The sequence below is a fragment of the Beggiatoa alba B18LD genome (assembly GCF_000245015.1).
Taxonomy (GTDB): Bacteria; Pseudomonadota; Gammaproteobacteria; order Beggiatoales; family Beggiatoaceae; genus Beggiatoa; species Beggiatoa alba.
Genome location: NZ_JH600070.1, coordinates 1895458 through 1908280 on the forward strand (window position 1 = coordinate 1895458; position 12823 = coordinate 1908280).

Annotated in this window: 9 protein-coding genes; 5 read left to right on the plus strand and 4 right to left on the minus strand. The window is 39.5% G+C overall.

Features of this window, described 5'->3' with window-relative positions; translation table 11 throughout:
• The first annotated feature begins 51 nt into the window (after positions 1-51).
• The 3 genes from hemW (at position 52) to BEGALDRAFT_RS07740 (ending at position 3606) form a co-directional block, all read left to right on the plus strand.
• Positions 52-1212 carry a radical SAM family heme chaperone HemW gene (gene hemW, locus BEGALDRAFT_RS07730; protein WP_002685399.1) on the plus strand — a complete coding sequence of 387 codons (1161 nt, stop codon included), beginning with the start codon at positions 52-54 and terminating at the stop codon, positions 1210-1212.
• A 14-nt stretch (positions 1213-1226) separates the two neighbouring features.
• Complete coding sequence (locus tag BEGALDRAFT_RS07735; RefSeq protein ID WP_002685400.1) at positions 1227-2438, plus strand: SPFH domain-containing protein; 1212 nt, start codon at positions 1227-1229, stop codon at positions 2436-2438.
• A gap of 88 nt (positions 2439-2526) precedes the next feature.
• Positions 2527-3606, plus strand: a complete 1080-nt coding sequence (locus BEGALDRAFT_RS07740) for a type II secretion system minor pseudopilin (RefSeq protein WP_002685401.1) — start codon at positions 2527-2529, stop codon at positions 3604-3606.
• Positions 3607-3851: 245 nt separating this feature from the next.
• Here the strand turns inward: BEGALDRAFT_RS07740 and speE are convergent, their stop codons facing one another.
• Positions 3852-4745: a polyamine aminopropyltransferase gene (speE, locus tag BEGALDRAFT_RS07745; protein WP_002685402.1), complete on the minus strand. Its 894-nt coding sequence runs from the start codon at positions 4743-4745 to the stop codon at positions 3852-3854.
• A 125-nt stretch (positions 4746-4870) separates the two neighbouring features.
• Positions 4871-5677, minus strand: a complete 807-nt coding sequence (gene speD, locus BEGALDRAFT_RS07750; protein WP_002685403.1) for an adenosylmethionine decarboxylase — start codon at positions 5675-5677, stop codon at positions 4871-4873.
• A gap of 387 nt (positions 5678-6064) precedes the next feature.
• Here speD and BEGALDRAFT_RS07755 point away from each other — a divergent pair, with 387 nt between their 5' ends.
• Positions 6065-6787, plus strand: coding sequence for a cupin domain-containing protein (locus BEGALDRAFT_RS07755; RefSeq protein WP_232281975.1), 723 nt, complete (start codon positions 6065-6067; stop codon positions 6785-6787).
• A gap of 252 nt (positions 6788-7039) precedes the next feature.
• Here BEGALDRAFT_RS07755 and BEGALDRAFT_RS07760 read toward each other — a convergent pair whose 3' ends face one another.
• A complete protein-coding gene (locus tag BEGALDRAFT_RS07760) occupies positions 7040-9838 on the minus strand; it encodes a HEAT repeat domain-containing protein (RefSeq protein WP_081484156.1) in 2799 nt (932 codons plus the stop codon).
• A 139-nt stretch (positions 9839-9977) separates the two neighbouring features.
• On the opposite strand from BEGALDRAFT_RS07760, the gene BEGALDRAFT_RS18115 reads away from it, so the two are divergent.
• Positions 9978-10991 (plus strand): DUF488 domain-containing protein, encoded by a 1014-nt coding sequence (locus tag BEGALDRAFT_RS18115; RefSeq protein ID WP_002685407.1) that lies wholly within the window; start codon positions 9978-9980, stop codon positions 10989-10991.
• 248 nt (positions 10992-11239) lie between these two features.
• Here the strand turns inward: BEGALDRAFT_RS18115 and BEGALDRAFT_RS07770 are convergent, their stop codons facing one another.
• Complete coding sequence (locus tag BEGALDRAFT_RS07770; protein WP_002685411.1) at positions 11240-12757, minus strand: CYTH and CHAD domain-containing protein; 1518 nt, start codon at positions 12755-12757, stop codon at positions 11240-11242.
• Between the last annotated feature and the right edge of the window lie 66 nt (positions 12758-12823).

Below are 12823 nucleotides of genomic sequence, written 5' to 3' on the forward strand. Positions count from 1 at the left end.
CCTAAACTATACACTTTTAGTATATCACTCTCTACGAGCTAATGATTTGTCATGTTTCATTTTACAACCCTACCGCCATTGAGTTTATATATTCACATTCCTTATTGTGTACGTAAATGTCCTTATTGTGATTTTAACTCACACGAGGTCAATGATGCCTTACCCGAACAGGCTTATATTGATGCGCTAATCGCTGATTTAGAGCAAGATTTACCCAAAGTTTGGGGGCGAACAGTCAGCAGTATTTTTTTTGGCGGAGGAACACCGAGCATTTTTTCACCCGATGCAATAGACCGCTTATTAATGGCAATTCGTAGCCGTATCCGTGTGTTGCCACAGGCAGAAATCACGCTTGAAGCCAATCCCAGCACGGTTGACAATGCACGTTTTCAAGGTTTCCGCCAAGCAGGTATTAACCGTTTATCGTTAGGCGTTCAAAGTTTTTCTGATACCGCTTTGCAAGCGTTAGGACGTGTACATGACAGTAAAATTGCTTTGCAAGCTATTGAAGCCATTCATCAAGCAGGATTTAAGCAGTTTAATCTCGACTTAATGTTTGGTTTACCCCAACAAACGGTCGAGCTTGCCTTAACTGATTTAAATATCGCAATCAACGCGCAACCGTCACATTTATCATGGTATCAATTAACCATAGAGCCTAATACGTGGTTTTATCACCATCCGCCTGTTTTGCCTGATGATGATAATTGCTGGGATATTCAAAACGCAGGACAAACATTATTAGCCGCTCAAGGCTATGAACAATACGAGGTTTCAGCCTATGCTCGTAATCAGCAGTATTGTCAACACAATATCAACTATTGGACGTTCGGTGATTATTTGGGGATTGGTGCGGGCGCACATGCCAAAATTTCTGATGCAGCTACAGGCACAATTACCCGTTATAGTAAACAACGTCATCCCCGCACTTATATAGAAACTGCACAAACAACGGCAGTATTAGCAACTCAACAATCCATCACCAAAGCGGATGCCATTTTTGAATTTATGCTCAATGCGCTACGCTTAAATGCAGGATTTGAACTGTCATTATTTACGCAACACACAGGCTTATCACCAAGCTGTTTAAGCGATTATTTAACCGAAGCACAACAACGTGGCTGGTTGACACAAACAGGAGAACAAATTCAAACAACCCCAACAGGACAACGTTTTTTAAATGAAGTCTTAACCTTATTTATTCCATCCTAAAGGAGTTCATCACAATGAATAGTAAATTGCCTGCCACTAGTGGCTTCATCTCTCAGATAAAAACAGGAATTGGCTGGTTAATAGGACTGATTATATCGTTAGTTGCCATCAGCATACTGATGCCTTTACTTTTAAAAATAGAAACCGTCAACGGTAATCAAGTCGGCGTTTTAGAAACATGGACAGGCGGGGTACAAGTTGAGCCTTATCCCGCACGAACCTACTTTTTATTTCCAGGGTTTTCGCAAACCATGTTTACTTATCCTTTATCACTACAAGTCTTTGTCATGAATGATAAGGCTTATAATCAAGAGTTTGCAGAAGGACGGGAAAAAGACTCCTATCTTGTTCAATCCTCCGAAGGACAAGACATGCACATATCCCTTAATGTGCAATGGCGTATAGACGCTGCAAAAGTCGTCGATATTCACAGAACTGTCCGCGACAATATTGAAGAAAAAATGCTACGCCCCGTCGTTATGCGCGTCGTGAAGGATGAAGCAACTAAACGCACCGCTATCGAAGCCTATTCAGGTCAAGGCTTAGTGAAATTACAAACAGATATATTCACCGCACTGGTTGATGAACGCGGAGAACTACGAAGCCGAGGAGTGATTGTAGAAAACTTTGTGATTGAAGGCATCCGCCTAGACCCCAAATATATTGGAGAAATCACCGAAAGACAGGTAGCAACCCAACGTCGTTTAAAAGCGGATGAACAAACCAAAGCCGCCCAATCCGAAGCCCTACGCGCAGAAGCAGAAGCTCAAGCCGATTTAAAACGCCGTGTTGTCGAAGCAGAACGCGATAAACAAGTCGGGATTTTAAACGCTGAAAAAGAATCACAACAATCAATGCTTGCTGCCGAAGCCTCTAAACGGCAAGTCGTTCTACATGCAGAAGCCCAACAACAAAAATTAGTCCTTGAAGCTACAGGTACACGAGATGCACGCATCTTAGAAGCAGAAGGGATTATCGCTATTGGTAAATCCGAAGCAGAAGCCCAACGCTTAAAACTCAGTGCATTTGCAGTAGAAGGCTCTGATTCTTATGTGAAAGTTGAAATTGCTAAATCATTAGCGTCCGCTCACCAAAACGTTAAAGGCTATCTGCCTAATGATATGAATGTTTACACACTGGGCAACAACTTTATGGATGCTATTGAAAGCATTGTTGGTCGTCAAGCCTACGCGGGAGAATCCGCCACACAACAACCCGCTCAATAAAATGGTAAACGCTTTTTTCTGCATTACTATTGCATAAAAACACACGGTGCGAGTCACTCGCACCATATTCAAAAAAACAGAGCCTACTATGCGTCCCCCTCAACAAGGTTTTATTCTTATTGCGATTCTCTGGTTTGTAGCAATGGCTGCTGTGCTTGTTGCCGTCCTAGCCAGCGAAACGCGCTTGTCTGCAAAAACCGTTTTTCACAACCAAGACAATCTTCAACAATGGAGCGATACACTCAAAGCCCTGAATATGGCACAAATGGAACTAATGCTTGCCCGTATGCCCCTGTCACCAGATGACCCCGAAAATAAACTGTCACCTGCCGAGCGCAAAAATCCCGCCTATAAATTTAATGGACAAGTGCTAAATCTTGCTTATACACAACCTGATAGCGTTAATGTGCGTATTTACGACGAAGTGGGAAAAATCAATGTACAACGCCTAACCACGCAACAAATGCGGCAAATTCTTAAAAAAATCATTGGTGATAAACCCGAAGAATTATCTAAATTAGACGATGCATGGCAAGACTGGGTCGACGCAGATGATATGAAACGCTTAGGCGGTGCGGAAAAAGATTACTATGAAGACTTAGAACCACCTTACGTCCCCCGTAATGGCGTGATTGAAACCGTAGAAGAATTACTGTTGATTAAAGGCTTTAAAGATGTTTTTAAAAATGTTTCCATGTATTCCGCGTTCACCGTTTACGGAAGTTCTACGGGCGTTAATCCTAACTTAGCAACGCGCGAAGCCTTATTATTATTACCAGGATTAGATGCTGAAGCGGTTGATAAAATCATTCAATTACGTAAAACCAAAGAGATAAAAACCCAACAAGATTTTAATAATGTTTTAAAACCCAATCAAATTGCTGAATTTATACCATGGATTAATTTTGCATCCAGTAATTACTACACCATAGTGATTGAGCCAAAAAGTCGAGCTGTATCACAAAAACCATTAGAAACAAAAACCACTTATGATGAAGAAACCGAAGAAACAACTGAAGAGGTTGGCTTACGTAATCAGCAAGCCTATGAAGTGATTGTCCAAGCACAAGGCACAAGCCAACAACCCAAAGTCCTGATGGTATTACCTTATGGCATGGTACCTGATATGCAACATGAATTAGCAAAAAATAAAGATGAATCATCCTGAAAATGAATTATTACGATTTTTCTAAAATACCCTGAGCTCGGCGAGTTTCTTTTAAAAAGACAAGCGTTTGTCTAAATCAGGATTTTCAGAATTAACAGGATTTAAACCCCTTAAACCAAGAAATTAATGCAAATCACGCTTTTTAATTCTGCTCATTCTGTGAATTCTGATTCAGGCAAACTGTTGTTTTTAAAATAATCTTTCTGTGCTCAGGTTACATTTACTATACATTGTTTTACAACTGATTATCCATGCACCCAATGAACTTGTTCACAAGTCGCGGGTAAAGTGGCTAGGGCAAAATTGGGCAAATAAAACGCTCCTTTATGTAAATGGCTATTGTAATGTTTGGTTTTTAATCCCTTCGCTTGAGCACGTTTAGGGTCAAAATCGTTTAAGGGGTGATACCGTTTTGAGGCAAATCCAAATGTCCAATATCCACCGGGATAAGTTAAACAATAGCCTTGATACATAAATAAATGTTGGAAAACTTTCTGCATTTCACAATAAGTCTTTTCCACAATCATCGGCGATAACAAAGGGCTATCGGTTTGATTGGTCATAATGCCATCGGGTTTTAAGGCGTTATACACATCTTGATAAAAATCAGCCTGAAATAAACCTTCTGCAAAGCCTATCGGGTCGGATGAATCTATCATAATGACATCAAAGTAATTTTGATTATTACGAATGTAAGCAACGCCATCCTCTGCCAATACTTTAACTTTTGGGTTAGATAATTCACTGGCAATACTGGGGAAATAGTCGCGGGCGGTATTAATCACATCGATATCGATTTCAACTAATACGGCTTCTTTAACAGCGGGATGTTTGACGATTTCACGAATTGTGCCCCCATCTCCGCCCCCAATCACGAGCACGCGCTCAGGGTTAGGATGTACGTTCAGTGGGACATGTGCCATCATTTCATGATAAACAAACTCATCGCGTTCCGTGACCATAATAATGTCATCTAATAACAAGAGTTTGCCAAAAGTTTGTGTTTGGTAAACGGTGATTTTTTGGTAAGCAGATTGTTTTTCGAACAATTTGTTTTCTAAGGCTAAACCTAACGCCCAGCCACGACTACGTTCTAAATACCAACCGTTATAAAAATCGTGTGTAATATCAACAGACATACTGAATCCTTCGAATGCGGTCTTATCAAAATAAGTAAGGTCGAGTTTTGTGATGCATAGCAGCTTACGCTATCGCATAAAAACTCGACCTTTTTCTCGACCTTTTTGATGAGAAAAGACAGGGGTTAGGCGTGGAAAATATTTTTGCCGTAAAAAATTTCTGTCATTTCTTGATGTAACAAAGTCGTGACACGTTGCCGTTCGGCTTCGCTCCAATTTTCATCTTTCATCCCAAATAGATAATCGGTGAGTTTGACATCTTTTAAGAGCATCTTGGTATGAAAGAGATTTTCTTGATAGACGTTAATATCTACTGTCTGATAACGTTGTAAAATCTCTGAGGCGATATACTCTTGAATAGAGTAAATTTTATGGTCTATAAAGTGTTTTCTGCCACGGACATCACGGGTGAAACCGCGCACGCGATAGTCAACAGAAACGACATCAGAATCAAACGCCCGTAGGAGATAATTTAACGCTTTCAAGGGGGAAATATGCCCACAGGTAGCGATGTCTATATCAACGCGGAAGGTAGAAATACCCGTTTTAGAACTGCCTTCAGGATAGGTATGTGCGGCTAAATGGCTTTTATCCAAGTGTGCGACTAAAAAGGGATTGTTACTTTTAGGCTTAGTTTGTTCAGGACGTTTGAGGGTAACAGGTTGAGAAACAGGCTCTTCCGCGATTAAAAATGTCGCGCTCGCGCCCATAGGTTCATAATCTTGCGTGGAGACGCTTAGGACATGTGCGCCGATGATATCGCAGACATCAGAAAGTATCGTTTCTAATTTTTGCGCGCTACACATTTCATTGGTGTAAGCGAGAAATTCTTCCCGCTCGGTCGCACGTTGTGTGTAGCAAATATCGTAAATGTTAAAGCTTAAGCTTTTAGTTAGGTTATTGAACCCGTGCAAAGCAATTTTGTCTTCCATTATTTGTGTACCTCCCCATCAAAAAGAAAGCAGAAGACAACCTAAAAATACTAAAGAATTTATACGAATAGCTCCCTTTCCTTTATGAAGTCAGTGTACAGACCTGATGACAGGGGGGGTTTTTAGAGCTTTAGCATAAATTCTAAACGATGACTAAAAACTTTTAATTATACCTTTATGATGTGAATACTTGAAGATAAAAATAATACACTGTTTACATTGATAAATATTTATTTGCTTGATTTTTATCAATTTAATATTAGATTGTTTTAAACAGGGTAATTCTCAATTGACGAAGTCAACAGAGTTAAATAGCCTTTAGCCGCTCGCAATAGCGGAGCACTCACTCTTAAGTTAATTTTTATCAATGGGATGTCTATTGAAGTTATGCATATCGTTAATTTATTTAAATTTCCTGCCTCCAGCGTTATTCCTCAAGTAAATTTATTATATGACGAATCAACGGATATATTTCCTTCTAAGCTGTATGAATTGTCAGGCAATGCTAAATTTACTGTACCTGAAAATAGCACTTGTTTTTTATATCAGCATCAAGGACATAGTGTCTTAACAGGACATTATAATTTGCCTGTTTATGCGGGGATGTATGCGTGTGTGACTGCGGGCGAAATTAAGGCGATGAATGGGCAAGCGATTATTATTGAACGCTTGAATTATCGCGGCATGTTCAGTATTGGCGGAGAAGTTGAACCTTTAGGGCGGTTACGGTATATCGATGGGTGTACCGATTCTTTATTAGTGCCTCCTGTTAAATTTGGGGATGCGTGCTTAAACGCGCTGTTTTTCCCTGTAAATACGCATCAAACTCCGCATACACATCCCAGTGTTAGGATAGGGATGGTTATTCGTGGGCATGGGATTTGTGCAACACCTGACCATCAAGTGCCGTTAGTCGTGGGAGATATTTTTGTCATTCCAACAGATACTATTCATTCATTTCATACTGATGCGAATGATGAATTAGTGGTGATTGCTTATCATCCTGATACGGATTTCGGGGCAAAAGATGAAGACCATCCGATGATTAATCGTTCTTTGGTTAATGGCGTTTCTGCACGCTTTATTGATGAAATTAGAACAAAAGCATAATGTAACCTGAGTTCGGCGAATTTCTTTTAAAAAAGACAACAGCTTGTCTGAATCAGAATTAACAGGATTTAAACCCCTTAAACCAAGAAATTAATGCGAATCACGCTTTTTAATTCTGAAAATTCTGTGAATTCTGATTCAGACAAACAAAGACCCGCTAGATTTTGAAAGTCTATCAGGTCTTTGTTTTATTTCATAAATATTGCAAAGCTGGGGTTGTATTAGAAATTAGTCACTGTCTTGTTTTCCTGTTTATTGTGCAACTTGTATGCTTGTATCAAGTGGATGTGTAAATTTTGCTAATACCCAATTTGCGGTTTCTTTCACCACAAAATCAGTGTAGTTTGCGTTATGTTTAACGGCTTCATAGAACAGCGGTTCAGGATTTTGTCCAATACTGAATAATACGCAAGCCCGCGTCCATGTACTGCCTTTATCGGTTGGACGTGTTAATAGCATTAATAAACGTTGCTCACGGCTGAGAGCTGTTTGTGGAAACTGATTTTGTAAGCGTTGTAGTTGCGCAATTGGGGGAACATCGTCTAAAAAAGGGAAAATGAGCCCTTTTAAGTCTTGTGGTAATAAATTATCTAATGCTTCAAGTGCATATGCGCGACGTTCTTGTAAAAAGGCTTTGGGTAAACTAAGTAATAGCTCGGCTTTAACCCGTTGAATAGTCCGACGTGGATAGAGAAAAGAGAGTAAGGAGAATGTCTGCATTAAGCCTGTTTTAATCTCTTGTTGTAAGGCACGGATTAATAGTGCATCTTCGCTCGCATCGCCAATATCTCGCACACTCGCTAGTAAAGCGGTCATATTTGCAACTTCTTGATGAATTAAATTAACAGTTTGTTGTCTCGCTTCTTTTCCTAACGCGCGATAACCACAATTAACTAGGGATTCAAAAACTTGTTGTCTGACATCTTGTGCAGGGAAAGCCGTTTGTTTTTGTAAAAAAGTTTGAATTTTCAAGCCACCAATACGACCGCATACCCGTAATAAGCGAACACGGGAGAAGTTATTTAATAGATTTCGTTCAAAGGCTTCTTCAACGGCAGGTAGAATTTGTTCGCCAAATTGGGTTAAGACTTGTGTAACTTGGTTACGTAGTTCGTAGTGGCTTAAATTATCAATTAATAATGGAATTAATTTAACTGTTTTGAGTTTGCTGGTTGCAATAATGGCTTGTTGTCTGACTTCAATATCGGGGTCTTGTAATAGGGTTTGTAATGGGCGGTAAAAGGTTGTAATACCAATATTGCCCAGCACATTTGCCGAGAACTTTCGTTCTTCAACATTTGCAGAGGATAACAATTGGTTGAGGGTTTCCCCTGCGGCTAAAATACCGTCAAGTCCGCTACTGCGTAATAATCCAACCATTGCACCTTTTTTAATTTCAGTATCAGGATGTTGTAAGTATGGAAGCACAAATTCAACGGCTTCTGCTTCTTGTAATGCACATAAAGTGCGTAATCCTGCACCAATCACTTCGGAATGACTTTCCTGTTGAATACATTTTTTAACCATGTTTAATGCACGGGGGATGGGGTGTTTTTCTATTTTGTATAATACGTGAACCCGTACTGAGGGAGCAGGATGTTCTAATAGTTTAATCAGGGTATCAATCAAGGATTGATGCTCAATTTCTTCTAAGAGTTCTAAACAATAAATCACTTCTGTTGCGCGTGAGCTTGCAAGCCCTTTCTGTAAAACAGCAATGCTTGAGCCGTCGTGTAGTTCTAACGCGCCGCGCCCTAATTTGTGTTTAGCTAAGGCACTGAGTAAAACGCTGGTGTATTCTTTACGGAGCAGGGCTGCGGTTGCTATCCAAGCAAGTAGAATAAATAAGTTAATGTAAACAATTTGCAAGCCTGATAAATGAAAGAAGTTATTGAGTATCAGTAAAATAACCCCTGCTAATCCTACCGCTAATGGTTCAACAATAGATTCACGTAACCCTTGAATATATAAGCGTTCTCCAGAAAGAAAAGGTTGATATAAAATTCTAAAGGTCGGCGTTTCTAAAGAGAGACGTAGTACAACATCTGCCATAGTGGTTGCGACAATAATCCAGAAAAAACTATGTGGTAATGTCTCTAGTTGTGCAAAAGCACTGGCTAATCCTAAACCGCAAAGTACGCTTGTTGGAAGCGCGATTAAGCCTAAACCAACGCCATAATGGGTTAATAATTTGCCTGATAATAAGGTAGTAAAGAGTAGGTTGATAATGCCTTGAATGGCAAAATAAGTTCCGAAAAATGCAGCAATTTCTGTTTCGCTACTGTAAGCGGCTTCTACGGTATCGTAAAAGATAAAGTCAGTAAAATTCGCGCCAATGGTGGAAATAATGGAGAGGATAAAAAAGAGTTTTAAATAATGGTCTTGCCAGAGTTTATGTAAGGGTTTGCGCTCGATTTCTGGTTCTTCTTCGGGGTTTAATTGAAATTGATGTGCATAATAATGAATGGTGTAAAACATAAATATCAGCGAAAACACGATGCAAATCGCTGAAAATAGAATGAGGTGCACAGTAGAGATGACAGAAACTAACTGTGTAACCGTAATACCGCCTAATACATCACCAACAACTTCACCACCAATAATTAAGCCAAATAAACGTTTGCCTTGTCTGACGTTAAATAAAAATCCAATTAATGCCCAAAAAACGAGATTAATTAACGTAAAATGCACACCCCGCCATATCATCAATAACATGCCGAGTGAATCTGCGTTGCTCAGTAAAGCAAAGAGATAAAACCCCAATACGGCAAATAAGAGGATAAACATCATGGTGATGAGTAAACGGGTAGGGGATAAATAGGCTTCTAGGCGAGCATAAAAAATCCCTACGATAACAATAACAAATGCAGATAAAATATAAACGTAGGGTAATTGTTGAGAACCGAAATTCGCTAAAAATAAGGTATTCGCAATGGTGTCAAAGAATAAGACGGATACATCATTAAAAAAGGACTGCACCAATAGTAAGAGCAATAACATGCCCTCGCCCTCTCGAATGCTGAAGAGGCTTGTTATTATTTTTTGTAGCATGGTGGCTGACCTTGTATAAAAACGGGAATAAATGCTGTAAAAGGTCAAACGCAAAAATTTTGCCACCGCATATAAAAGTGAATATTTATAAATAGTTACTTATCCTTTTCTCTTTTTTACAGAAATATTTTTAAGACTTATGACAAATTTAATAGAACAAACTGATAGCCCTTTAAGCCCTGAGGAATTTCAAGCACTCGCCCAACATGAGGCGATTGTAAAAGCAGGATTACAAACTTTTTATGACATTGGAGAAGCCTTATTAACCATTCGTGATAAGCGGTTATACCGTGCAGAATTTAATAGTTTTGAAGAGTATTGCCAAGAAAAATGGGGTTTTGTTCGTCGTCAAGCTGACCGTTTAATTCAGGCGTTTGAAGTGACCGAAAATTTACGCCCTGTCGGTTTATCAATGCCACACAATGAGGCGCAAGCGCGTCCGCTGGTAAAGTTAGAGCCTGAACTACAGCGGCAAGCATGGCAAAAAGCGGTAGAAATGGCACCCGATGGCAAGCCAACTTCGTCATTGGTTAAAAAAATCGTTAAAGAGTTGACGCAACAAGAAGAGAGTCAATCTGAAGTTATCGATGTCTTGCCTCAATATACGCCTGAGACAGCAACACCTTCCCCCATTTCTACAGCAAAAGAAGCTGAGAGTTTATCCATTCAGGCACAATTCCACGCAAAATTAGTTTGGAATTATCGCCGTTTAGGGCTTAATCAGTATCAACATTTTACAATGGGATATGCACATCGTACTTGGGAACAAGTAAGCGAGCTATTGCAATTAGCAAATGTAACCGTTTTAGTGGATATTCGTCGAAATGCGATTAGCAGCGATATGGCATTTAACAAGGAAACATTGAATGAAGCCTGCGCCACATTGGGCATTACTTATTTACAATTGCCAGAGCTAGGCATTGATAGCGAAGAATCTAAAGGCATGGCAGAAATGCCCGTTGATAAAAATCTATATAACAGTTACATCGACAGCTTAGGCAATAAAGGGATTTTGAGCATTATTGAGCGTAATGTGCCTTTACATCATGCCCGTGTTGTTTTTATGGATATCGCCCTTTCACCTATCAATACGTTACGCAGCCGCATTGCCCAAGCGTTAGAAGACATTCAATTAAGCGTATTTGATTTATAGATAAGTCTTAAGTCTATTAAACTTTTTGACGCATCATGAATAAAACAAACCTGCTAGGTTTTCAACATCTAGCAGGTCTGTTTTTGTCTGAATCAGGATTTTCAGGATTAACTCAATTCGCAGGATTACAAACCTTAAACCGATTTTATCCTGAAAATCGGGTTAATCCTGTGAATCCTGATTCTGACAGCCTCTTGTCTTTTCCGTAAAATCTCACCGAACTCAGGTCTATTTTAATCTGTTTGCCACTACTTCCAAAAAGCCCGTTGTTGTTGAAATGTCTGCCAATGCGTAAAAAGTGTTTCCAATTGATTCGCTTGCTGATGCGCATACCAACCTTTTAGAAAATAGCGCATGGGTGCTTCTAAACCAACTCCCGCCTGTGTTAATAACTCATCTGCAACATTTAAATCATTTAATATCCCCAAATCATCCTGTAAAAGAGCCAAGGATTTAATAAATTCTCGCGTCGATTTAGAAGGGTACAACGTTGCAAAGAAACGGCTTCCATAAACCATTTTCTTAATTAAAATTCTTAATTTATGACGCTTTTCAGCAGAAAGTTGTAACAGGTTTTTGCCCCGTTTACTAATACGCTTATCATATGAACTTAATATCTGGTCAGAAAAATGACTAGCAGGTTGCGCTAACGTATTTAATACCGTCTCATCTACACAAGTCCGCCAAGATTTTTGTGTTAACCAACTGCTGAAAGATAATAATAAGCGACTATAACGCGGTGTTTGCAAACTTTGACGAACTAATGCATAAGCCCGATTTTTAAAATCACTACTTATCGACTGTAATTCTGCTAAGACCTGCGCATCATGAACAGATGCACTCATTTGCTGAATATTTAAATGGAATACATCCCAATCCCGCGCCATTCCTAAAATACTGCCTAACCACTTTAATTCCGTCTGCAATTCAGCATAACTACTGACAGGAATTAACGGTTTATACAAACTTAAACAAGAGCGCAACCGTCGCAAGGCAACGCGCATTTGATGCACCCCCTCAGGGTCAGTGCCTGCCAACACCATATTTTCATTTGCCTGCAAATGCGCCAAACATTGCCATAAAATTTGAGAGAACGCTTCCTCAACGCTCATCTGTTCTGTCAAGGTGACATCTTGCGCTTTATAAAATTGGGGAGAGCGTGGGGCATAAAGCCCATACCCACGAGCTGCTTTACTCTTATTCTCAATGATTAAAGGCACATAATCTTGAAAACTTAAGGCAAGTAAATAAAGATTTTCTGCAACCCCTGCTTTTAACTCTAATTCAATCTCATGCAAGGGGACACGATTCGTGAGGGTTTTAACCTCTCCTTGATCCAGTGCGACTTCAATATGACTACCATTAAAATCGATTAACCAAATTTGCCGTACAAAATCGGTTGTAAAAATGGGTAGAATATTTCTTAAATTTTTTTTATGTAAAAACCGACTGGGCAATAAATTTTTTGGCATTAGTTTAAAATCAGGCGTATCACTATAAACTTCTGTTTCCCACTCTTCCCGCTGATGTAAACCACTGACGACTGCCCCAGCTGTTTTAACGGTTTGAATCCGTTTATCCCCTAAACGGCGTATGCGCAAGCCAATACCACGTTCTAATAATGCACAATCAGCAGTGTCAAAATAAGTGTTATACAACCGTTGAGGTTCACCCATTTGTTGAACAGCAACTAATAAAGGATGTTGCTTAATTTTTTCTGCATCTTCTGGCGTAAAACGCAGTTTTAACTCAGTTTCGACAGACATGATTTTCCCTAAAAGAAGTTAAAAAAAACGTTATATGATAGAGGCAAATCCCCTAGTGAGGAAAGA